Genomic DNA, 22,472 nt, shown 5'->3' on the forward strand with positions numbered 1-22,472 from the left:
ACTCGGGAGGGTGTGGGAGAGTAGGTCACCGCCGGACAATCTTTCGAAGAAGCCCCACACGAACCGTGTGGGGCTTCTTCGCGTTCGGGGAGGGTTCCGGCTTCGGCCGGAACCCTTTTCCGCATTTCCGGCGGGGTGTTCCTCTTCCAGGGTGTTTGTCGCGGGGCGCCGCGGGTGCCCGCACTCAACTGTCCGGAGTGGTGGCGTAGCTGTGTATTCCAGGAGTCCGGCTCTGGGCTGGGGGCATCGAGAGTCCAGCGAGGTTTGAAGATCCGCTGTTCTGATGCCATGGTGGCTGGCTGGGGGTCAGGGGTGGGTGAAGAGGGTCAGTGTGCAGCTGGAGGCGAGGGCCAGGGTTCGGCCTGTGGGGGAGAAGCCGGCTGTGCGGAGCTCGCAGCCCTCTTCGCGGTGGATGTGCCACCAGGTTGATCCGGCTTCGTCGCGGTAGGGGTCCCCGCCGTTGGAGAGCAGGACGCTTTCGATGGGCCAGTCGGGTGTTACGACATCGATGGACCATCCATGCGTGGTGGTCGTGTGCAGTCCGCCGCCCAGGAGGCCGGAGATTTTGACGGTGGTGCCTGCAAGAGGTCCTATGCCTTGGCAGGTGAGGGTGTAGTCGTCCGGCCAGGCTGGTTCTGGGTTGGGGTCGCGTGCTATGCGTTGGCCGGTGACGCAGTTGAGGACGCCGCGGCCCTGGTGAGAGGTCACGAGGATGAGGTCTTCGCCCGATTCGGGGTGCATGGCGAAGCCGACGCCGGTCAAGCCTCCGACCGCTACTGGCGGCAGGGGGCGCCAGGGTGCGGGCGGGGGTTGGAGCGGCGCGGTTCGGAAACGGGCGCGAAGGTGTTCGTGGTGGGGATTCATGACGGGCGAGTCCTGTCGGGGGGTGGGCGGTGGTACGGCAAGGGCGCATCCTACGCCCGACAGGTCGGGATGGCGTTTATGCCTGAGTCGGCGCCGGTGGCGAGGATTCAGGGCGAGCCGGTCACTGAGCCCTGGAGCTCCGGGTGGCCAACCGCCGGAGGACGGGCTCGGGAGCGCCGGGCTCCGGACACCGGGCGCCGGGAGCGCCAAGCGCCAGTCGCCTGAGGGGCCCAGCGCCGGTCGCCTGAGGGCGGGGATCGTTTGTATGTGACGGCCTTGCGGGGTGGGGCAGGCCCGTCGGGATGCTGGGGGCGGGAATTTCGTGGCCGGCGGGCTGGGCGGGACTCTGGAAGGGGGCTTGTCGGGGGAGAGGGCAGGAAGGCCAGCTTGTCCTGGGGGCGGCGGGGGTCAGGTGGCCTCGTCGAGGCGGGTGCGGGCTTCTTTGAGTTGCCGGCGGACGTCGGCGAGTTCGCGTTCGAGTTCCAGGATGCGGCGGATGGCGATCAGGGTCATGCCCTGGTCGGCGAGGTCGGTCACGTGCTGGACGATCAGGATGTCGTTGCGGGAGTAGCGGCGTTGGCCGCCGGATGAGCGGGTCGGGCTGATGACGTCGTGTTCGTCCAGGCGGCGGAGGTAGGCCTGGCGGACCTGGAGCATCTCGGCGACCTGGCCGAGGGAGTAGAGCGGGGCGTGCTCGTCGTCGAAGGGCAGCTCGGGCATCGGGCCTCCTCGGGATTCGGGGGCGGGGCCGGGTTGCCCCGCCCCCGGTGCCGGTTCAGGCCTGGATGGCCTTCGTGTCGTTGCGCCGGATCTCCACCTTGCGCGGCTTGGCGCGTTCGAGGACGGGGATGCGGACGGTGAGCACCCCGTTGGCGTAGCCGGCGTCGATGCGGTCGCTGTCGAGGTGCTCCGACAGGTAGACGCGCCTGGTGAACGTGCCCATCGGACGCTCGCGGACGAACAGGCGTTCGTTCTCGGCGATCTCTTCCTCGCGGCGGGCGCTGACGGTGAGGACGCCCCGGTCGACGGTGACCTCGATGGAGTCCGGGTCGATGCCAGGCAGGTCGAAGCGCAGGACCACGTCGTCGTCGCGGCGGAGGCCGTCCATCGGCATCGTGGCGGCGCTGCCGTTGTCGAAGGTCTGGCGGGCCAGCCGGTTGAACTGGCGCTCGAACTCCTGGAAGAACGGGTCGATCGAAGTCAGCAGCATGGTTCCGAACCTCCTGCTTCTGTCGTAGTAGCTAACCTCCAACTCGATTTGTAGGTTAGAGAGCTGAGCAGAGGGAAGCAAGGAAGGTAAGGAAGTTTTTACCCGGGCGTGAGGAGTGTGCCGGTGAGGATGGTCACGGCATGGCCGGCGAGGTGGACGCGGTCGCCGTCGAGGCGGGTGTGGACCAGGCCGCCTCTGGCGGACAGCTGTGCACCGGTCAGGGTCGTGCGGCCGAGCCGCGCGGACCAGTACGGCGACAGGGCGCAGTGGGCCGAGCCGGTCACCGGATCCTCGGCGACGCCCACTTTGGGAGCGAAGAATCGTGAGACGAAATCCGTGCCGGTGCCGCGGGCGGTGACGATGACGCCGCGCGCCTCCACCGCCGACAGGGCCGGGATGTCGGGGCGCAGAGCGCGTACCGTCTGCTCTGAATCGAGCTCGACCAGCAGGTCCAGGTCGCTTTTCCCGACCTGTACCGGGGTGGCTCCGAGCGCTTTCTCCAGGCCGTCGGGAACCGTGACGGGCGTCACCTGCTTGGCCGGGAAATCCATCGTGATGAGGTCTCCGGCGGCGCGATTCACGGTTAGCGTTCCGCTGGCCGTGCGGAATTCGACGGGGCCGGTGGCGGCGCCGGTCGAATACAGAACGTGAGCGGTCGCCAGCGTGGCATGACCGCAGAGAGTGACCTCGACCACAGGGGTGAACCACCGTAGGGAATCGCCGAGCAGGAAGGCGGTCTCGGAGAGGTTGATCTCGGCGGCTACGCTCTGCATCCACCCATCAGTAACCGGAGAGTCCAGCAGGCAGACACCTGCGGGATTACCCTTGAAAGCTGTGTCGGTGAAGGCGTCTACAGTGAACAGGCGCATGTGGCCGATGCTATACGGGGGGGACGGATATCCAGATGCAAGCGGGTTGCAAGCCGTACAAAATGGAATTAGGGCTGGGCGTGTCGCGTGGCGAATGCGGAATCGTCGGTTACCGTCCAATGTGTAGGGACGTGCCGATTACGGTGAGTTCCTGAGGAAAGGACAAGCCGATGGGGGCAGTGCGCAAGGTGGTGAACTACCTTGGCCTGAGCGGGGTCGATCACTACGACGACGGCTATGACGACGACGAGCACTACGAGGACGAGTACGTTCCGGCGACGGAGCGGGCCGCCCGGCGGTGGCGCGCGAACGTCGACGCGTCGCGCATCGTGATGGTCCAGCCGCTCAAGTACAACGACGCACCGTTGATCGGTCAGCACTTCCGTGACGGGCAGACGGTGATCATGGACGTCACGGGCATGGCGATGCCCGAGGCGACGAGGATGGTCGACTTCGCCGCCGGGCTCGCGTTCGGTTGCGAGGGTCGGATCGAGCGCATCGCCGATCGCGTGTTCCTGCTCGCGCCGGCGCACGTGGAGATCGAGACGACCTGATCGGGTCTAAGCAGCGCGCGGGCCGCGACGAATCAGCCGGGTGAGCTCGGCTGCATCGTCAGCGGCCTGTTTCGCACGTGCGTCCGCTTCTCTGGCGTAGGCGTGCAGGGCCCAGACGGCGCCCTCGGCCAGCTCCTTCAGCTCGTTGACCTGGGCGGCCACGTAACGGGCGTCGGCGACGATCGTCTTGTGGCGCTGCCAGAGCTGCCAGCCGCCCAGCCCGAGCATGGCCACCCCGGCGGCGGCCAGCAGGAGCGAGGCGCTGAACGCCGCTCCGGCCAGGCACGCGACCCCCGCCACGATCAGCACGAACGCGGCCCACGGCCGGCCGCGCGGCACGACGCCCTCGGTGAGGATGGCGTGCTCCGCCGTGGCGATCGAGGTCTCGTCGGGGCCTTCGGGGCGCAGGTGGATGCGGTGGCCGAGCAGCGGGACGGTCAGCGTGGCGGGCGGCGTCAGCCGGCTGTCGGCTTCGAGCTCCTCGGCCAGGCCGCGCAGGATGGGCGCGGCGACGTGCAGGGCGATGGCGGCCAGGTGCGGGTCGGCGCCGGGACGCAGGTCGTCGAGCAGGTGGGAGATCAGCGAGGCCATCGGGCCGGCGGGGCCGCCCTGCCCGATCTGGGCGCGCAGGACCGCCAGCGGCTCGTCCTCGGCCCAGGACGCGGCCGGGCTGGCCGAGCTGTTGCTGAGCGGGGCGGCGGAGTCGTGGTCGGCCTGCCGGGCCGAGGTGATCTCGGCGCAGCGGCCGCGCAGCCTGGCCAGGCGGGCGGCCGCGACCGCCGGACGGGCCAGGTCGGGGATTTCGGCCATCTCCGGGAAGTCGGCCAGCGACGGCGGCACGACGACCGCGGGCTCGCCTGGCACCAGCGCCTGCACCCACTCCTCGACGTCGGCGTGCTCCTGGACGGCCAGCGCGTCGAGCTTGCGCAGCACGAAGATCTTGCCGGCCGGGCCGTAGGCGCCGCGGGCGGCGGCCAGCCAGAGCGAGCGCTGGCCGTGGGTGACGGGACGGTCGAGCGACAGCTCGCCGAAGGCCGTGCCGAGCCAGGAGGCGTGGATGCGGCTGCCCTGCCCGGACACCGCCAGGGCCAGGCACAGGAAGAGCGCGGTCTGCTGCTGGTCGCGGCCGGCGGCCCTGCTCAGTGGTTCGAGCGGGTCGTCGCCGGCGAGGATGGCGACCAGTGCTTCGACGGCAGGAGGCAGCCAGTGGCCGGGTATGTCGCGAAAGCCCGGAGCGGCGGGAGGAGCGGTGCCATTGGCGGCGAGGTGCGCCAGCAGCGCCTCGGCGTAGCGTTGCAACTCCGTCGCTGCCTGGGGGCTCGCAGTCAGGTCCGTGCTCAAGGCAGAGAACTCCCCCATTTCGGCCTCAGTTCATGACCGCGTAAAGCCTAGCCGTTAGGGCGCGCCAACCCGGTGGAGGCGCGCCCATGACGGAACGGGAGACTTTGAGCCAACTGCCTGTTACATGCGGTCGGGGACGGGGACGCCCAGAAGGTCGAGGCCGGTTTCGAGCACGCGCAGGGTCAGCGCGCACAGGGCCAGCCGCGAGGCGCGGGTCTCGGGCTCGACGTCGGACCGCAGCACCGGGCACTGCTCGTAGAACGTGCTGAACAGGCTCGACGTCTCGAAGAGGAAGTTGCACAGCCGGTGGGGCTCGGAGCGGGCGGTGACCTCTTCGATGAGCGTGCCGAAGCCGAGCAGGTGCAGGGCCAGGGCACGCTCGGCGGGCTCGGCCAGCAGGATCGGGGACGTGGCGGCCGCCGGCTCCATGTCCGCCTTGCGGAAGATGGACCGGATGCGGGCGGTGGCGTACTGCATGTAGGGGCCGGTGTTGCCGGTGAAGCCCAGCATGCGGTCGTAGTCGAAGACGTATTCGCTGTCGTGGCTGACCGACAGGTCGGCGTACTTCACCGCGCCCATGCCGACGGCCAGGGCGATCTCGTTGCGGGTGGCCTCGTCGTAGCCGCGTTCGGCGATGGCCGCCGAGGCCCGGTCGACGCCTTCCTGGAGCAGGTCCATCAGCTTGATGGACTCGCCCGACCTGGTCTTGAAGCGGCGGCCGTCCTTGCCGAGCATCATGCCGATCTGCACGTGTTCGGCCGAGACGGTGTCGGGCAGCCAGCCGGCCATCTGCGCGGAGGCGAAGACCATGCGGAAGTGGAGTGCCTGGTCGGCGCCCACCACGTAGAGGATGCGGTCGGCCTTCAGGTCGTGGACGCGGTAGCGGATCGCCGCCATGTCTGTGGAGGCGTAGCCGTAGCCGCCGTCGCTCTTCCTGATGATGAGCGGCAGGGGCTTGTCGTCGGAGCCGGTGAAGCCGGGCGGGAACAGGCAGAGCGCGCCCTCGCTGTGGACGGCGACGCCCGACGCCTCGAGGTCGGCGCAGGTCTTCTCCAGCATGGGGTTGTACATGCTCTCGCCCGCGAGGTCGGCGTCGGTCAGCGTGACGCCGAGCAGGGAGTAGACCTTGTTGAAGTAGCGGACGGTGGCGTCCATGAAGACGTGCCACAGGCGCATGGTGGCCGGGTCGCCCGACTGGAGGGTGGTGACCCGGACCCGGGCGCGCTGCTTGAAGCCTTCGTCGGCGTCGAACTTGGCCCGCGCCGCCTGGTAGAACTCGGTGCCCATGCCCGCTTCGAGCTGGGCGACCGCGGCCGGCTCGCCGATGTCGAGCAGGTGCTCGATGAGCATGCCGAACGGGGTGCCCCAGTCGCCGAGGTGGTTCTGCCTGATCACCTTGTTGCCGAGGTGTTCGTGCAGGCGGGCCAGGGAGTCGCCGACGATGGTGGTGCGCAGGTGGCCGACGTGCATCTCCTTGGCCGCGTTGGGCGCGGAGTAGTCGATCACGATGGTCTGCGCGGGCGTGCTGGTGCCGACGCCCAGGCGCTGGTCGTCGCGCATGCCCGCGGCCTGGGACTCGATCCAGGAGTCGGCGAGCGTGATGTTGAGGAAGCCGGGGCCGCTGACCTCGACCGTGCCGGGGAAGTCGGACAGCTCGGCCTTGATCGCCTCGGCGACCTCCCGCGGGGACCGTCGCAGGCGCTTGGCCAGGCTCATCGCGACGTTCGCCTGGAAGTCGGCGAACTGGGAGGGCCGGATCAGCGGGTCTGCGTCGGCGTGCTCGGCGCCGAACGCGTTGGCCAGCGCCTGCTGGACGCGCTCGGTGAGCACTATCTGCGGGTCGGTCATGTTCTAAGGGTACCGGCGACCTTGACCGCGATGCTGATCGCCGCAGCGGCCACCAGGGAGATGCCGACGGCGGTCAGGTCGTTGCTGAGGTCGCCGGGCGCGAGGGCGAAGAAGCGCCTGACGGGCGGCAGCGACAGGGCGAGCGCGAAGAGCCCCGCCATGGACGCCAGCAGCGTGATCCGCCACCAGTTGAGCGGCCTGGTGATCAGCACGAGCACCCACCACGTGGTGAGGAAGAGGGTGATCACCGCGGACGTCTGGTCCTCGGTCAGGGTGGAGGTGCCGCTGTGCGCGGCCCAGAACGACAGCAGCACCGCGATCGCGCACAAGACCCCCGCCGGCACGGCGAAGCGCAGCACCCGCCGGACGAACCCCGGCCGCGCCCGTTCGACCGTGGGCGCGAGCGCCAGGAAGAACGCCGGGATGCCGATGGTCAGCGCGTTGGTGAGGGTGGAGTGGCGGGGCGCGAACGGGAACATCACCCCGGCCACGCCGACGGCCAGCGACAACACGATCGCGTAGAAGGTCTTGGTGAGGAAGAGGTTGGCGACGCGTTCGATGTTGGCCAGCACCCGGCGGCCCTCGCCGACGACGTGCGGCAGCGTGGCGAACTTGTCGTCCAGCAGCACCACCTGGGCCACCGCCTTGGTGGCCGGGCTGCCCGCGCCCATGGCGATGCCGAGGTCGGCGTCCTTGAGCGCGAGGACGTCGTTGACGCCGTCGCCGGTCATGGCCACGGTGTGCCCGCGGGCCTGCAGCGCGCCGACGAACTGCCGTTTCTGCTGCGGGCTGACCCGGCCGAACACGGTGTGGGAGTCGAGCAGTTCGCCGAGTTTGTCGGGGTCGTCCTGGGGGAGCGTCCTGGCGTCGACGGAACGGTCGCCGCCGGGGATCTTCAGGCTCATGGCGATGGCGGAGACCGCCTCCGGGTTGTCGCCGGAGATGACCTTGACCGTGACGCCCTGCTTGGCGAAGTAGCCGAGGGTCTTGAGCGCGTCGGGCCTGATCCGCTGCCTGAGGGTGACCAGCGCGACGGGCTCGACGGGCCCGCCGTCCTGGGCGGCCCGCAGGTCGGGCGTGCGGCACAGGACGAGCACGCGGGTGCCCGTGGCGGCCAGTTCGGCGGCCTTGTCGTAGCCGTCGCCGTCGTGCAGCAGCACGTCGGGGGCGCCCAGCAGCCAGGCGCCGTGCCCGCCGAAGTCGGCGCCGCTCCACTTGCGGGCCGAGGAGAAGGGCACGGACGAGGCCGCCGACCAGCCGTCGGCGGGGGCGGGGTAGCGGGCCCTGATGGCCTGGGCGGTGGCGTTGGGACGGGCGTCGAGGTGGGCCAGGGCGGCCAGCGCGGGCTCGACCGGCTGGTCGTCGCGCAGCGGGAGCACCTGGTCGAGGTCCATGCCGCCGGCGGTGAGGGTGCCGGTCTTGTCCAGGCAGAGCACGTCGACCCTGGCCAGCCCCTCGATCGCGGGCAGCTCCTGGACCAGGCACTTGCGCCGGCCGAGGCGGATGACGCCGACGGCGAACGCGATCGAGGTCATCAGCACCAGGCCCTCGGGGATCATGGTGACGATGCCGGCGACCGCGCCGGTGATGGCGGTGGAGAAGTCGGCGGAGTTGTGCAGCTGGCTGTAGATCAGCAGGGCGCCGATCGGCACGACCAGCCAGGTGATGTACTTGATGAAGTTCGCCACGCCCTCGCGCAGCTCGGAGTGGGCGAGGTGGAACTTGCTGGCCTCCTCCGCCAGCCGCACGGCGTAGGCGTCGGTGCCGACGCGGGTGGCGACGTACGCGCCGGAGCCGGCGACCGCGAAGCTGCCCGACAACACCTGGTCGCCGGGCTTCTTGTGCACCGGGTCGGCCTCGCCGGTCAGCAGCGACTCGTCGACCTCCAGGCCGTCGGAGCCGACGACCTCGCCGTCGACCAGCAGGCGGTCGCCGGAGCCGAGCAGCACCAGGTCGCCGAGGACCACCCGGTGCGGCTCGACCTGCTGCTCACGGCCGTCGCGGCGGACGCGGACCGGGGCCTCGTTGATCACGGCGAGCTTGTCGAGGGTGCGCTTGGCGCGCAGCTCCTGGACGATGCCGATCAGCGCGTTGGCCACGATCACCAGGCCGAACAGGCCGTCCTGCCACTCGCCGAAGATCAGGATCAGCGCCCAGAGCACGCCGATGACCAGGTTGAACAGGGTGAACACGTTCGCCCTGATGATCGCGCTGAGCGATCTGCTCGACCGCCGCGGCACCTCGTTGGTCTTCGCCTCCGCGACCTGTGCTGAGGTGAGGCCGTCCACATACCCCCCGTTTCTGTGGATCGGTCTCACACACTACGGCGTCACCAGAGTCGGTGTGAGCGATGTGCGGCGGCGATCCGGTCGCCGATCCTGGCGACGATGCCACCCGCGGAGAGGTCGGCGGCGACCTGGCAGGCGGCGCTGATCGCGGGCGCCCTGGAGGAGCCGTGGGCGATCACCACCGTCCCGTTCAGCCCGAGCAGGACGGCGCCGCCGTGGGCCTCGGCGTCGAGGCGTCTGCGCAGCTCGCGCAGGCGGCCGCGTTGCATGAGCGCGCCGAACTTGGCGATCCTGCTCTCGCCGATGGTCTCGGCCAGCTCGCCGAACGCGTACCGGACCGCGCCTTCCATGGTCTTGAGCGCGACGTTGCCGGTGAAGCCGTCCGTGGTGACGACGTCGACCTTGCCGGTGAGCAGGTCGTGGCCCTCGACGTTGCCGGTGAAGCGGATGCCGGGGGAGGACTGCAGCAGTTCGTGGGCGCGTTTGACGAGCTTGTTGCCCTTCTCCGCCTCGCTGCCGATGGTGAGCAGGCCGATCCTGGGCTCGGGGATGTCGTAGGCCAGCTCGGCGTAGGCCGCGCCGAGGTGGGCGAACTGCAGCAGCATCTCCGGTTTGACCTCGGCGTTGGCGCCGGCGTCCACCAGGAGGGTGGGGGTGGGGAGCGTCGGGAGCGCCACGGCGATGGCCGGTCGCAGGACGCCCTGCTGGGCCTTGAGCCGGAGCCTGCCGGTGGCGACGATGCCCGCGGTCGAGCCGGCCGACACCACGGCCGAGGCGTCGCCGCGGCGGACGAGGTGGCAGGCGATGGCGATGCTGGACCGCGGGCGGCGCAGGCTGGCCAGGGCGCCTTCGTCCATGGCCAGGGCCTCTTCCGCCCTGACGATCGGGACCTCTTTGGTGGCGTCGTGGTCGGCCAGGGCCTCGTACAGGATGCGGGGTGAACCGACGAGCACGATGGGCAGCTTGCGCTCGCGGACGGCGTGGACCGCGCCGGCCACGATCTCGTGGGGAGCGTGGTCGCCGCCCATGGCGTCGAGCGCGACGGGCCTGCTGTCGGACAATGGTCACCTCGTGGGACAGACGAGCCCGCCGTCGCCCGGCCGGGCCGGTACGCGGGCTCGTGTATGTCCGCATCGTAGGCAGGCCGGACGTCAGGTCGACCGGCGGGTGGACCTCCCTGCTTCCCCGGCGCGGCGGTCCCAGTCGCGAGGGGCCGTCAGTGGAGGTTCCAGTCGTCGAGGCCGCGGGTCACGATGACCTTGGAGAACTTCGACGAGCCGGTGACCCGGATCAGCGGGCCGTCGCCCGCCGAGCCGCCGCTGACGTTGCGCTTGCCGAAGATCGAGCTGCCCTCGTCGATCACGTGGGCGTTCTCCGGCACCCGGACGATCATCTTGCTGAACTTCGCGTCGGTCTCGATGGTGATCTCCCGGCCGGGGAGCACGGCGTCGGACAGGTCGATGACGAGGGCGCCGAAGCGGGCCGACAGCTTGGTGCGCCGGGACGCGACCCAGCGCCCCTTGCGCACCATCTTGCTGAACTTCGAGCTGATCACCTGGTGCTCGATGGCCTCGGGCAGGGCGGACGGGGCGGACACCTGGGGCAGGTCCCGGGTGAGGGGGACGAGTTCGCCGATCGTCTTCGCCGTGTAGGCGATCTCCAGACGGTCGGCGTGCTCGACGCTGGTGAGTCTTCCGGTGGCGAGCGCGTCGCCCAGCAGGGCTGCGACACGGTCGCGGTCGGCGTCGGAGGCGCGCAGATCGAGATCCTCGGTCACGATGAATCAGTGTATGTCGAATCGCGATATGTCGCGAGTGTCAAACCTGCAAGGAAACTTGGAGCCCAGTGGAACCGGGGACGCGGCGCGTCGCGTCCGGATATTAAGAACCGTAGACGCGCGACTGGGTCGTGAGGTTTACACGCGATCGAACAAAAAAGATGGGAAAGGCCTAGTGATCTTGAACCAGGCAGGTACCCGACGCTTCAAGGCGTACACGTCCAAGCACCTCGACGAGCTCCTGCGACGGGCGGGGCTGGACGACGAGGAGCGGCTGAGGGTCCGCGCCGTGGCCACGGTGCTGCCCTTCCGGACGAACGCCTATGTCGTGGATGAACTCATAGATTGGTCGGCGGCGCCCGACGATCCCATCTACCGCCTCGTCTTCCCGCAGGAGGACATGCTTCCCGCCGCGGACGTGGCCAGGCTGGCCGACCTGCTCAAGGCCGAGGCGCCCAACAGCGAGGTCCAGGCCGAGGCCAACCGCGTACGCGCGCAGCTCAACCCGCATCCCGCCGGGCAGAAGGAGCTCAACGTCCCGAGGATGGACGACGAGCCGGTGCCCGGCATGCAGCATAAATATCCAGAGACAGTGCTCATCTTCCCTAAACAGGGGCAGACCTGCCACGCCTACTGCACGTACTGCTTCCGGTGGGCGCAGTTCATCGGGGACGCGGACCTGAAGTTCGCCTCCGACGACGTCGACCGGATGGTGTCCTACATCCGCCACCACCCCGAGGTCACCAGCGTCCTGATCACCGGCGGCGACGCCATGATCATGGGTGAGCCGGTCATCCGGCGGTACATCGAGCCGCTGCTCGGCCTCGACCAGCTCGAATCGATCCGCATCGGCACCAAGGCGCTGGCCTACTGGCCGCAGCGCTTCACCACCGACCCCGACGCCGACGCCACGCTCGGCTTGTTCCAGGAGGTGGTGAAGGCCGGCAAGAACCTGGCGTTCATGGCCCACTTCTCGCATCCGCGGGAGCTGGACTCGCCGCTGGTGGAGTCGGCGGTCGAACGCATCCTCGGCAGCGGGGCGACGATCAGGACCCAGGCGCCGCTCATCAGGTCCATCAACGACGATCCGGCCGTGTGGTCGTCGATGTGGCGGCGGCAGCTGCGGATGGGGCTGATTCCCTATTACATGTTCGTCGAGCGCGACACCGGGCCGCAGGACTACTTCGCGGTCCCGCTGGCCCGTGCGTACGAGATCTTCAGGGACGCCTACTCGACCGTCTCCGGGCTCTGCCGTACGGTCCGGGGGCCGTCCATGTCGGCCACGCCGGGCAAGGTGTGCGTGGACGGCGTGACCGAGATCGCCGGTGAGCGCGTCTTCGTGCTCCACCTCATCCAGGCCCGCGACCCCGAGCTGGTCGGGCGGCCGTTCTTCGCCCGGTACGACCCGTCGGCGGTCTGGCTGACGGATCTGCGGCCGGCCTTCGCCGAGCGTTTTCCGTTCGAGCCGGCCGACGCGTTGCTGCCCATCTGAGTGGTCGCGTTCTCGCACCACCGCCACTGAATTGTGCGCCCCCGGCCCGGGACATTTGTTAATGCGACCACTTGTTCGCGGGCCGTGCGGGCGCACGTCGGCGGCGCGGGTCCTGATGGCGATCGGGTCCGCGCGGAATCGAAATCAAAACCGGGGTATTTCCGGTTTTGTCTCTCCGCTCAACGCTCCCCCTTTACTCGGTAACCGGCCTGCAAACCCTGCTACATGGGCTTTCCGGCCGCCTGCGGGCGATCACCGTCAGTGATACAACTGCTTCCGTAGCTCAGCCGTGACAGCACGCTTCGTGTGGTGCCCATAGCGTGTGCGCCACGGCATTCGGGGGTTATCGATTCGCATTTCCACCGCATTCGAGAGCGATCGATCACGAGCCGGGAAGGCAATCATGAATCGAGTAGTCAAGGCGGCCGTTGCCGTCACAGCATTCGGCTTGGCGGCGGCTTTGGCCGTGCCAGCTCAAGCAGAAGTTCAATTCACTCACACCGCCAAGATCGTCCCGCTGGACGGCCTGGGCGGGGGCACCAGCGGAGGCCCGCTCGACCTGCTCGGCGGGCTGCTCGGCGGCGGGCTGCTCAGCAGCCTGGGCGGCGGCCTCGGCGGCCTGACCGGGGCCAACAAGGCCAAGGCGGCGGACGCCGCCGGCGAGGCCAGGGCACGCGACATCGCCGACGAGAACCGGCGCGCCAGCCTGGCGATGACGCCCAACGCGGCCGAGGACGTCACCCAGGCGAGCGGCCCGCTGCCCGAGTTGTCGCCCATCCTCAGCGGCGGCGCGGTCGGCGGCGGCGGCCGGGGCCTGGCCAAGTCGCTGCCGCTGCTCGGCGGCGCCCGCATGGCGCAGCCGCTGGTCAAGGGCGCGCCCCAGAGCAACGGCGGGCTCACCGGCACCAGCGCCCCGCTGCGCGGCGCCATGGACACGATGACCGCCCTGGCCGGGGCCTCGGTCGGCGGCGCGATGGGCAAGGTGGGCGGCGGCGCGCTGCTGCCCGGCACGGGCTCCGGCACGGCCGGCACCGCCACCACGAGCATGACGGGCGCCACCAAGGGCCTGCGCGACCTGTCCATGGAGTCCGGGATGGGCGGGCTCACCCGCGCCGCCAGGATGGCCCTGCCGCACGCGTCCGGCGGCGAGCTGGCCCCGATGGTCGGGCAGGTCGCCCCCGTCGAGGCCGCGCCGATCGCCGAGGCGCTGCCGGGCACCACCAGGACCGCCTCCGTCGACGAGATCACCCCGCTCATGCAGGACACCGCGGGCCTCGTCTCGGCCAACGGCTCCAAGGCCGCCGGCTCCTACAGCGACATGGTCTCCGCCCTCGGCTGGAGCAGCGACGCGCTGACGAGCTCGGTGCGGGGCTCCTGGGTTCGCGACTGAGGCGAGCGCGGCGCGTCCCGGACGTGCCGCGGACGTGACCCGCGCGGGCGCGTCCCGGACATGACGTGACGACGCGCGCACGCGGCCCCGCCGAGGGCTGTGCGACGGTTCGCCGGCGTCCCAGGTGCCGACGCTCGCGAACCGGCCGTGACGGCCGTGCGGTGGCCCGCGTTCAGGTGCCAGGTTGTTCCCGCGACGGCGGGTTCCCGCTCTCCCCGGCGTCGGTGGACGCCCGCGGAACGACGGGGGCGTCGTCGCACCGACAGGACAGGCCGATGGTGTGCGCTCACAAGGTGCCGAGCGCCCCGGCGGCACTGCCGCGCGTCGGTCGCGGGTCCGCCGCTCGGGCGGACGGGCCCGCCACGGGTCTGGGCGGATGCGCTCCGGCCCGGGGGTTCGCACCCGCGTGCCGCCGCTGACTGCAGGGCAGCGGCGCCGCGCCGAGCCCGCCGCCGGCCCCGTCACGGGGTCGGCGGCCTTGTCTTGTCCCCCCTCGTACGGCGCCGGGCCGCTAGGGCAGCCGGACGCCGGTGCGCCGGGCTATCTGGGCCTGCAACCGGGCCATCTGCCAGTGAAGCTCCAGCAGCTGCTCGGCGAGCTGCATCCTGGGGATCTCGGCCACGTCTTCGATGGCCAGGTGGTCGATCGCGGCCGAAAGCTCTCCCATCGCGCGCCCCCACTCCATCAGCGTTCCTTGGATCGAATCCGCGTTCGAATACTATCGGAACGGCAGTCACGCTGTCAGTGTTTCGGCGCGCGAGTCACCCACGTTTCGCGCAGGTGATCGAAAAGCGGTGCGGCTCAGCCCTTGTTGTAGGCGGCGATGACTTCCTTGGGGTCGCCGTCCATCCGGATCTTGCCCTTGTGCAGCCAGATGACCCGGTTGCAGGTCTCCTCGATGACCTTGAGGTCGTGGGCGACCAGGAAGACCGTGCCGGCGGACTCGCGGATCTGCCGGATGCGGGCCTCGCTCTTCTTACGGAACTCGCGGTCGCCCGTGGCCAGGGCCTCGTCGATGAGCAGGACGTCGTGGGTCTTGGCCGAGGAGATGGCGAAGCGCAGCCGCGCGCCCATGCCCGACGAGTACGTGGACATGGGCAGCTGGACGAACTCGTCGATGCCGGAGAAGTCGACGATCTCCTGGTACTTCTCCTTGACCTCCGCCGGCGTCATGCCCATGGCGTAACAGCCGAGGACGATGTTGCGCTCGCCGGTCAGCTCGCGCATGAGCGCGGCGTTGACGCCGAGCAGGGAGGGCTGCCCGTCGGTGTAGACGGCGCCCTCGTGCGGCGGGAGCAGGCCGGCGATGGCGCGCAGCAACGTGGACTTGCCCGACCCGTTGCGCCCCACGATGCCGATGGCGTCGCCGTGGTAGGCCACGAAGGTCACGCCCTTGACGGCGTGGACCTCCTTCATCTGCGGTCGGCCCTGGCGCTTCAGCAGGCGCGTGAGGGCGTTGACCGCGTTGCCCTTCTCGTTGTCGGTGGCCGTGCCGTAGACGCGGTAGACGATGTGCAGGTCGTCGACGATGACGGTCGGGGTGCCCGTGGGAACGTCGAGCGGACTCTTGCCCCGGGGCTCCGGGTTGGGGTGCACCCTCACGTCCTTGCCAGGGACGCCGGGCTCCTCGCCCTTCACCTGTGACAGCTCCTCGGTCAGTTCAGCCACGCCCGTACCTCTCCTCGGACCGCCAGAAGTACCAGAAGCCGAAGCCGAGTGAGAACACTGCCCAGAATACGCAAGACACCCACACCATGGTCGGGGGGTAGTGTCCGTTCTGCGGGTGGTAGCTCTTGATCAGGATGTCGCGCATCCACTCGATGTAGGAAGCCGTCGGGTTCAGGTACATCACGTCGGCGACCCACTGCGGCAGCTTCGCGGACCCGACCACCTTGTCCTGGATCGAGAAGAAGACGCCCGAGGCGTAGAGCCAGGTGCGGGTGATGAACGGCAGCAACTGGTTGAGGTCGCGCATCTGGGCGCCCATCCGGGCGATCACCAGGCTGGCCCCGATGTTGAACATCGTCTGGAGCGCCAGCACCACCGGGATCATGAGCCAGAACCAGGTGGGCCACTCGCCGGTGGCCGTCACGATGACCAGGAGCACGCCCATGGAGATGGCGAGCTGTTGCAGCTCCTGGATCGTGTACGCCAGCGGGAGCGAGGCGCGCGGGAAGTGCAGGGCGCGGATCATCGACAGGTTGCCGGAGATCGACTTGGCGCCCGCCGTGACCACGCGCTGGGTGTAGGTGAAGACGAACATCCCGGTCAGCAGGAAGGCCGGGTAGTTCTCGATGCCGCCCCGGCCGCCCAGGATGACGCCGAACATCACGTAGTAGATGCCCGCGTTGAGGAGGGGGGTCAGCACCTGCCACAGCTGGCCCAGGGCCGAGCTGGAGTACTTCGAGACGTTGCGGGACGTCGCGTACGTCAGGATGAAGTGTCGCCGCTCCCAGAGCTGGCGCAGATAGACAGGGAACCTCGGCCGCGCGATGGCACGGCGAAGTCCGTATCTCTCGGCGAGCTTGGCCAGCGGCTCCTGCCCGCTTCGGCCGCCCGCCTGGGCGTCCGCGACAGCGGATTCCGGCTGGCTCATGGCTAGGACTCTATTGGATCCAGGTCGGTGGGGTGCCTGCCGCGAGGGACGCGGCAGATGCTTGGACGGAGTCTTGGGGCGCCAGGTTCCAAGGTGCCGTCAAGACTCGCTCAACCGTAGCCCAGCGAGGCGGGCCATGGCGGGAAGGGCGCGACCACGGTCCTGTAGGGGGTAATTTTCATCCGCCGTTCACGTCGAGGCTTGACCTGTTTGAGCATCCCTGGGGTGTTTGTAGAGTTATAGGAAGAATGTCTGTGACGCTGGATTGGCGCACGTGTGACCGAACTGCAACGCGCCAGAGACTCGCTGGTGGCAAGTAGTAAGGGATAGTCGCGATCGACTGGCAGGGCGTCGGCTGGTTTGACCATGTCAGCCAAATCCGGGGGATACCAGGAACCCCCCGTCAGGCTGCTTACCATCACCGCAGCTCAGCGCTGTCGCCCACCTGTAGAGGGAGGATTTTTTTCACCATGCGTGTTACTAAGGGCGCACAGATCGTCGCCGGTACCGCGCTGCTCGCCCTCGCGGTTGCCGCGTGTGGCGGCGGTGCCTCGGACGGCGGCACTGCCGCGGGCGGCGGCGAAACGCCGGTCCGCATGGAGATCGGTGAGCCTCAGGAGCTCCTCAACCCGCTGAACACCACCGAGACCGAGGGCTCCGAAGTCCTCGCCGCGGTGTTCTCGCCGCTCGTCAAGTACGACGAGAACAAGCAGCCGGTTGAAGAGGCCGCTGAGTCGATCACCACCCAGGACAGCAAGGTCTGGACGATCAAGCTCAAGTCCGGCTACACCTGGCACGACGGCAAGCCGGTCACCGCGGCTGACTACGCGCGGGCCTGGAACTATGGCGCCAACCAGGACAACGCCATGAGCTCCTCCGCCTTCTTCTCCCGCATCGACGGCTTCGCCGACGTCCACCCGGGCGAGGGCAAGACGCCGACGGCCAAGGAGATGAAGGGCCTCAAGGCTGTCGACGACAGCACCCTCGAGGTGACGCTGTCCGCACCGTTCTCGCAGTTCAAGACGATGCTCGGGTACACCGCCTTCTACCCGCTGCCGGCCTCCGCGCTCGGCGCCGACGGCAAGGTGACCCAGGCCTACGGCGAGCAGCCGATCGGCCAGGGCCTGTTCAAGGTCGACAAGCCCTACAAGAAGGGCGGCGCGCAGACCATCGACATGACGGTCTACGACAAGTTCCCCGGCCCCAAGCCGAAGAACTGGACCAAGCTGCAGTTCAAGATCTACAGCTCGGCCGAGACCGCCTTCCAGGACCTCCAGGCCGAGAACCTGGACGTGGACGACTCGCTGCCCGCCTCGGCGATCGCGACCGCCAAGTCCGTCCTCGGCGACCGCTACTTCGACGAGCCCGACGCCTCCGTCGGCTACATCGGCGTCCCGCTGAAGTACAACCCCGAGTTCAAGAACCCGGACGTGCGCAAGGCCATCTCCATGGCCATCGACCGCAAGACCATCACCGAGACGGTCTTCGCGGGCACCCGCGCCCCGGCCGACGACTTCATCAACCCGGCCATCCCCGGTTACCGTCAGGGCGCCTGCACGGCCTGCACGTACAACCCGGCCGAGGCGAAGAAGCTCTACGCCGACGCCAAGGGCCCGGCCAAGCTGGAGCTCGGCTACAACGGCGACGGCGGCCACAAGGAGTGGATCGAGGCCGTCGCCAACAACCTCCGCGCCAACCTGGGCATCGAGGTCACGCCGAAGCCGTTCGAGAACTTCAAGGCCATCCTGGACGACCTGGACGCCAAGAAGTACAAGGGCCTGTTCCGCATGGGCTGGTCGATCGACTACCCGTCGGCCGAGAACTACCTGACGCCGATCTTCGGCACCCAGGCCATCTCGACCGGCTCGAACTACGGCGGCTACGAGAACAAGGAATTCGACGAGATCGTCGCCAAGGGTGACCAGGCCGCCGACGCTGCCGAGGGCCTCAAGCTCTACCAGCAGGCCGACGACATCCTGATCAAGGACATGCCGTACATCCCGGTGTACTTCTACCGGAGCAACTTCGGACACTCCCCCAAGGTCAAGGGCGTCAAGCTGAACCTGCTCAACCAGGTTCAGTGGGCCGACATCGAGAAGGCCTGACGTCATTCGCCGGGCGGACGGCTCTTGCCGTCCGCCCATCGGAGGACTGAGCTTGGAGGCAGTCACTTTGGGGCCGGGCAAACCGCGGCTACGAGGGTGACTGCCTCCACGCATGTACCGGAGGGCTTGAATGGGCCGTTATGTCATCAGGCGACTGCTGCAGGCGATACCCGTCCTGCTCGGCGCCACGCTACTCATCTTCGCGATCGTCTTCGCCCTGCCCGGCGACCCCATCCAGGCACTGGCGGGCGAGAAGCGCCTGGACCCGGCCGTGGCCGAGGTCCTGCGCGACCAATACCACCTGAATGACCCGCTGCTGCTGCAGTACTGGTACTACCTCAGCGGCGTGCTGTTCCACGGCGACTTCGGGACCACCTTCTCCAGGATCCCGGTCTCGCAGCTCATGGCCGGCAAGTTCCAGGTCACGCTGAACCTCGCGCTGACCGCGCTCGTCATGGAGGCCATCATCGGCGTCGGCCTCGGCCTGTGGGCGGCGCTGCGCCGCGGCAGGGCCTCCGACACCGCCATCCTCGCCTCGACGCTGCTGCTGATCTCCGTCCCCACGCTGGTGACGGGCTTCGTGCTGCAGCTCGTGCTCGGAGTCAAGCTCAAGCTGTGGACGGGGAGCGACATCTTCCCCGTGGCCGGCATCTCGGCCGGGTTCCGCAGCTACCTGCTGCCCGGTTTCGTGCTCGCCGGCACGTCGATCGCCTATCTCACCAGGTTGACGCGGACGAGCCTGGTGGAGACGCTGCGCGCGGACTACATCCGCACGGCCACCGCCAAGGGTCTGGCCAAACGCCGCGTCATCGGCAGGCACGGGCTCCGCAACGCCCTGATCCCGTTGGTCACCTACCTCGGCGCCGACCTCGGGAACCTGATGGGCGGCGCGGTCATCACGGAGACGATCTTCAACCTGCCGGGCATCGGCAACCAGCTGTTCAACTCGATCCTGCTGCGAGAACAGCCGGTCGTCGTGGGCATCGTGACCGTGCTGGTGCTGATCTACATCCTGGCCAACCTGGTCGTCGACATGTTGTACGCAGTGCTCGACCCGAGGATCCGCTATGAGTAACGAAGCAAACGTCGGGCCCATGCTGCCGGAAGCGAAGTCGCTGGTCACGGAGGCCCCGGCGCCACCGTCCCCCGACAAGCAGGGCCGGCGCGGCAAGCTGAAGCAGGAGAAGCCCGCCAGCCTGTGGACCGACGCCTGGTACGACCTGCGCCGCCGGCCGATGTTCATCATCTCCGCGATCCTGATCGCGATCCTGCTGGTCATGGCGTTCTGGCCGTCGTTGTTCACCTCGATCGACCCGACCAACGCCCAGACCTGCGACCTGTCCACCGCCCGGCAGCTCCCCAGCGTGGGGCACCCGTTCGGCAAGGACAGCCAGGGATGTGACGTGTTCGCCAGGACGATCTACGGCGCCCGCAACTCGATCGTGATCGGCGTGACCACCACGATCATCACCATGATCCTGGGCGGTCTGCTCGGCCTGTTCGCCGGCTTCCGCAGCGGCCTGATCGACTCGGTCTCCTCCCGGGTCACCGAGATCTTCTTCGCCATCCCGCCGATCCTGGGCGCCCTGCTGATCGCCGCCACCTTCCGCGACAGCGGCATCAACAGCATCATGCTGGTCATCGCGGCCCTGGCGGTGCTCGGCTGGCCGATGGTGTTCCGCATCATGCGGGCCTCGGTGATCACGGCGAAGAGCCAGGACTTCGTGGTCGCCGCGCGGGCGGTGGGCGCGGGCCAGTGGCGCATCATGTTCAAGCACCTGCTGCCGAACTCGCTGGCGCCGGTGATCGTGGTCAGCACGATCAACCTCGGCGGCTACATCGCGGCGGAGGCGGCGCTGTCGTTCCTCGGGGTCGGCGTGCAGTCGCCGGACATCTCGTGGGGCCTCATGATCGCCGACGCCCGGCCGCGCTTCCTCGACGCGTCGCTGCCGCTGTTCTTCCCGGCCCTGTTCCTGAGCATCACGGTGCTCGCGTTCATCATGCTGGGCGACGCCGTGCGCGACGCTCTCGACCCGAAGCTCAGGTAGAAGGGGGGATCAAGTGAAGAAGACGTCGACAGACGTGTTGCCCGCCGAGGGAGGGCTGGGCAACGAACCGCTGCTCGCGGTGGACGACCTGCACGTGGAGTTCCGTACGCGTCAGGGCGTCGTGCGCGCGGTGAACGGCGTGAGCTACACGGTCAACCCCGGTGAGACGCTGGCGGTGCTCGGCGAGTCGGGTTCGGGCAAGTCCGTGACCGCTCAGGCGATCATGGGCATCCTGGACATGCCGCCGGCCGTCATCCCCAAGGGCGAGATCCGCTTCAAGGGCACCGACCTGCTCAAGCTCTCGGAGGACGCCCGCACCCAGGTGCGCGGCCAGCGCATCGCGATGGTCTTCCAGGACGCCCTCTCGGCGCTCAACCCGGTGTTCACCGTGGGCTGGCAGATCAGCGAGATGTTCCGGGTCCACCGCGGCATGTCCAAGCGCGACGGCATGAACAAGGCCGTCGAGCTGATGGACAAGGTCCGCATCCCGGCCGCCCGGCAGCGCGTCAACGACTATCCGCACCAGTTCTCGGGCGGCATGCGGCAGCGCATCATGATCGCGATGTCCATCGCGCTCGACCCCGAGGTGCTGATCGCCGACGAGCCGACCACCGCCCTGGACGTGACCGTCCAGGCGCAGATCATGGAACTGCTGGCCGAGCTGCAGCGCGAGAGCCAGATGGGCATGATCCTGATCACCCACGACCTGGGCGTCGTGGCGGACGTGGCCGACAAGATCTCGGTCATGTACGCCGGCCGGATCGTGGAGAACGCCCCGGTGCACGACATCTACCGGGCGCCGGCGCACCCGTACACGAAGGGCCTGCTGGAGTCCATCCCCCGGGTGGACCTCAAGGGCCAGGAGCTGTACGCGATCAAGGGCCTGCCGCCCAACCTGCTCGACCTGCCGAGCGGCTGCGCGTTCAATCCCCGCTGCCCGTACCGGCAGGACAACTGCGTGACCGTCGCCCCCCAGCTCTACGAGATCAGCGGCACGCGTTCCAGCGCCTGCCACTACTGGAGGGAGGTCCTCGATGGCGAACGGCAGTGAGCGCATCCTTGAGGTTCGCGACCTGGTCAAGCACTTCCCCCTGACCCAGGGCATCGTCCTCAAGAAGCAGATCGGCGCGATCAAGGCCGTGGACGGCGTCTCGTTCGACCTCAACAGGGGCGAGACGCTGGGCATCGTGGGCGAGTCGGGCTGTGGCAAGTCCACGCTGGCCAAGGTGCTGATGGCGCTGGAGCGGCCGACCTCGGGCTCGGTCAAGATCAACGGCAAGGACATCGCCAAGGCCAGGGGCGGCGACCTCAAGCGCATGCGCCGCAACATCCAGATGGTGATGCAGGACCCGTACACCTCGCTGAACCCCCGGATGACCGTCGGCGACATCATCGGCGAGCCGTACGAGATCCACACGGAGGTGGCGCCCAAGGGCGACCGCCGCCGCAAGGTGCAGGAGCTGCTGGAGGTCGTCGGGCTCAACCCCGACCACATCAACCGCTACCCGCACCAGTTCTCGGGCGGCCAGCGGCAGCGCATCGGCATCGCCCGCGGCCTGGCGCTGCAGCCGGAGATCATCGTCTGCGACGAGCCCGTCTCGGCGCTGGACGTGTCGATCCAGGCCCAGGTGATCAACCTGCTGGAGCGGCTGCAGAACGAGTTCAACCTGGCCTACATCTTCATCGCCCACGACCTGTCGGTGGTCCGCCACATCTCCGACCGGGTGGGCGTGATGTACCTGGGCAAGTTCGTCGAGCTCGGCAAGGACGTCGAGATCTACGACAAGCCCGCTCATCCGTACACGCAGGCGCTGCTGTCGGCGGTGCCGGTTCCCGACCCCGAGGGCCGGGAGCAGCGCGAGCGGATCATCCTGCAGGGCGACCCGCCCTCGCCCGCCAACCCGCCGTCGGGCTGCCGTTTCCGCACCCGCTGCTGGAAGGCGCAGGAGATCTGCGCGGAGGAGGAGCCGCTGCTGCAGATCCGGACGGGGACCGGGCACGAGAGCGCCTGTCACTTCGCCGAGACGCACGACGTGGTGCACGCGGGCTGACCGCGAGCGATCGTGAGGCCCTCCGGGAGAACCTCCCGG

General features: G+C 68.8%; 20 protein-coding genes. 8 read left to right on the forward strand and 12 right to left on the reverse strand.

Annotated elements, in window-relative coordinates:
• Positions 1–306: 306 nt before the first annotated feature.
• The 4 genes from AB0J71_RS27010 to AB0J71_RS27025 all read right to left on the reverse strand — a co-directional run bounded on the left by AB0J71_RS27010 (position 307) and on the right by AB0J71_RS27025 (position 2,943).
• Positions 307–762, reverse strand: a complete 456-nt coding sequence (locus AB0J71_RS27010) for a hypothetical protein (RefSeq protein ID WP_364416610.1) — start codon at positions 760–762, stop codon at positions 307–309.
• A gap of 510 nt (positions 763–1,272) precedes the next feature.
• Entirely contained in the window at positions 1,273–1,584 is a 312-nt protein-coding gene (locus AB0J71_RS27015) for a MerR family transcriptional regulator (protein ID WP_352320828.1), read from the reverse strand.
• A 55-nt stretch (positions 1,585–1,639) separates the two neighbouring features.
• Entirely contained in the window at positions 1,640–2,074 is a 435-nt protein-coding gene (locus tag AB0J71_RS27020; protein ID WP_352320830.1) for an Hsp20/alpha crystallin family protein, read from the reverse strand.
• 98 nt (positions 2,075–2,172) lie between these two features.
• Entirely contained in the window at positions 2,173–2,943 is a 771-nt protein-coding gene (locus tag AB0J71_RS27025; protein ID WP_352320832.1) for a PhzF family phenazine biosynthesis protein, read from the reverse strand.
• Between the two features lie 170 nt (positions 2,944–3,113).
• Here AB0J71_RS27025 and AB0J71_RS27030 point away from each other — a divergent pair, with 170 nt between their 5' ends.
• Positions 3,114–3,497, forward strand: a complete 384-nt coding sequence (locus tag AB0J71_RS27030; RefSeq protein ID WP_352320833.1) for a cell division protein SepF — start codon at positions 3,114–3,116, stop codon at positions 3,495–3,497.
• Between the two features lie 6 nt (positions 3,498–3,503).
• On the opposite strand, the gene AB0J71_RS27035 is transcribed toward AB0J71_RS27030, so the two are convergent.
• From AB0J71_RS27035 to AB0J71_RS27055, 5 genes are all read right to left on the reverse strand, one after another.
• Complete coding sequence (locus AB0J71_RS27035) at positions 3,504–4,838, reverse strand: hypothetical protein (protein ID WP_364416612.1); 1,335 nt, start codon at positions 4,836–4,838, stop codon at positions 3,504–3,506.
• 120 nt (positions 4,839–4,958) lie between these two features.
• Complete coding sequence (argS, locus tag AB0J71_RS27040) at positions 4,959–6,686, reverse strand: arginine--tRNA ligase (protein ID WP_352320836.1); 1,728 nt, start codon at positions 6,684–6,686, stop codon at positions 4,959–4,961.
• Entirely contained in the window at positions 6,683–8,974 is a 2,292-nt protein-coding gene (locus AB0J71_RS27045) for an HAD-IC family P-type ATPase (protein ID WP_352320838.1), read from the reverse strand. Before AB0J71_RS27045 ends, argS begins: the two co-directional genes overlap by 4 nt.
• A gap of 41 nt (positions 8,975–9,015) precedes the next feature.
• Positions 9,016–10,035: a phosphate acyltransferase PlsX gene (gene plsX / locus AB0J71_RS27050; protein WP_352320840.1), complete on the reverse strand. Its 1,020-nt coding sequence runs from the start codon at positions 10,033–10,035 to the stop codon at positions 9,016–9,018.
• A gap of 155 nt (positions 10,036–10,190) precedes the next feature.
• Positions 10,191–10,751: a DUF1707 domain-containing protein gene (locus AB0J71_RS27055; RefSeq protein ID WP_364416614.1), complete on the reverse strand. Its 561-nt coding sequence runs from the start codon at positions 10,749–10,751 to the stop codon at positions 10,191–10,193.
• Positions 10,752–10,926: 175 nt separating this feature from the next.
• Here AB0J71_RS27055 and AB0J71_RS27060 point away from each other — a divergent pair, with 175 nt between their 5' ends.
• Both AB0J71_RS27060 and AB0J71_RS27065 read left to right on the forward strand, forming a co-directional pair.
• Positions 10,927–12,243 (forward strand): lysine 2,3-aminomutase, encoded by a 1,317-nt coding sequence (locus AB0J71_RS27060; RefSeq protein ID WP_352320844.1) that lies wholly within the window; start codon positions 10,927–10,929, stop codon positions 12,241–12,243.
• A 466-nt stretch (positions 12,244–12,709) separates the two neighbouring features.
• A complete protein-coding gene (locus AB0J71_RS27065) occupies positions 12,710–13,633 on the forward strand; it encodes a hypothetical protein (protein ID WP_352320846.1) in 924 nt (307 codons plus the stop codon).
• 511 nt (positions 13,634–14,144) lie between these two features.
• Here the strand turns inward: AB0J71_RS27065 and AB0J71_RS27070 are convergent.
• From AB0J71_RS27070 to AB0J71_RS27080, 3 genes are all read right to left on the reverse strand, one after another.
• Positions 14,145–14,300: a hypothetical protein gene (locus AB0J71_RS27070; protein WP_185845322.1), complete on the reverse strand. Its 156-nt coding sequence runs from the start codon at positions 14,298–14,300 to the stop codon at positions 14,145–14,147.
• A 134-nt stretch (positions 14,301–14,434) separates the two neighbouring features.
• Positions 14,435–15,301, reverse strand: coding sequence for an ABC transporter ATP-binding protein (locus tag AB0J71_RS27075; protein WP_352320848.1), 867 nt, complete (start codon positions 15,299–15,301; stop codon positions 14,435–14,437).
• A complete protein-coding gene (locus AB0J71_RS27080) occupies positions 15,294–16,229 on the reverse strand; it encodes an ABC transporter permease (RefSeq protein ID WP_352320850.1) in 936 nt (311 codons plus the stop codon). Before AB0J71_RS27080 ends, AB0J71_RS27075 begins: the two co-directional genes overlap by 8 nt.
• Before the next feature lie 470 nt (positions 16,230–16,699).
• Here AB0J71_RS27080 and AB0J71_RS27085 point away from each other — a divergent pair, with 470 nt between their 5' ends.
• The 5 genes from AB0J71_RS27085 to AB0J71_RS27105 all read left to right on the forward strand — a co-directional run bounded on the left by AB0J71_RS27085 (position 16,700) and on the right by AB0J71_RS27105 (position 22,433).
• The gene (locus AB0J71_RS27085) at positions 16,700–18,334 is read left to right on the forward strand and encodes an ABC transporter substrate-binding protein (RefSeq protein WP_364393482.1); all 1,635 of its coding nucleotides are present in this window, start codon (positions 16,700–16,702) and stop codon (positions 18,332–18,334) included.
• A 130-nt stretch (positions 18,335–18,464) separates the two neighbouring features.
• Positions 18,465–19,409 (forward strand): ABC transporter permease, encoded by a 945-nt coding sequence (locus tag AB0J71_RS27090; RefSeq protein ID WP_352320853.1) that lies wholly within the window; start codon positions 18,465–18,467, stop codon positions 19,407–19,409.
• A complete protein-coding gene (locus AB0J71_RS27095; protein WP_364416616.1) occupies positions 19,402–20,382 on the forward strand; it encodes an ABC transporter permease in 981 nt (326 codons plus the stop codon). Before AB0J71_RS27090 ends, AB0J71_RS27095 begins: the two co-directional genes overlap by 8 nt.
• A 13-nt stretch (positions 20,383–20,395) precedes the next feature.
• A complete protein-coding gene (locus AB0J71_RS27100) occupies positions 20,396–21,433 on the forward strand; it encodes an ABC transporter ATP-binding protein (protein WP_352320857.1) in 1,038 nt (345 codons plus the stop codon).
• Positions 21,417–22,433, forward strand: coding sequence for a dipeptide ABC transporter ATP-binding protein (locus tag AB0J71_RS27105; RefSeq protein ID WP_352320859.1), 1,017 nt, complete (start codon positions 21,417–21,419; stop codon positions 22,431–22,433). Before AB0J71_RS27100 ends, AB0J71_RS27105 begins: the two co-directional genes overlap by 17 nt.
• Positions 22,434–22,472: the final 39 nt, after the last annotated feature.

It is taken from the genome of Nonomuraea sp. NPDC049637 (genome assembly GCF_040675235.1).
Lineage (GTDB): Bacteria > Actinomycetota > Actinomycetes > Streptosporangiales > Streptosporangiaceae > Nonomuraea.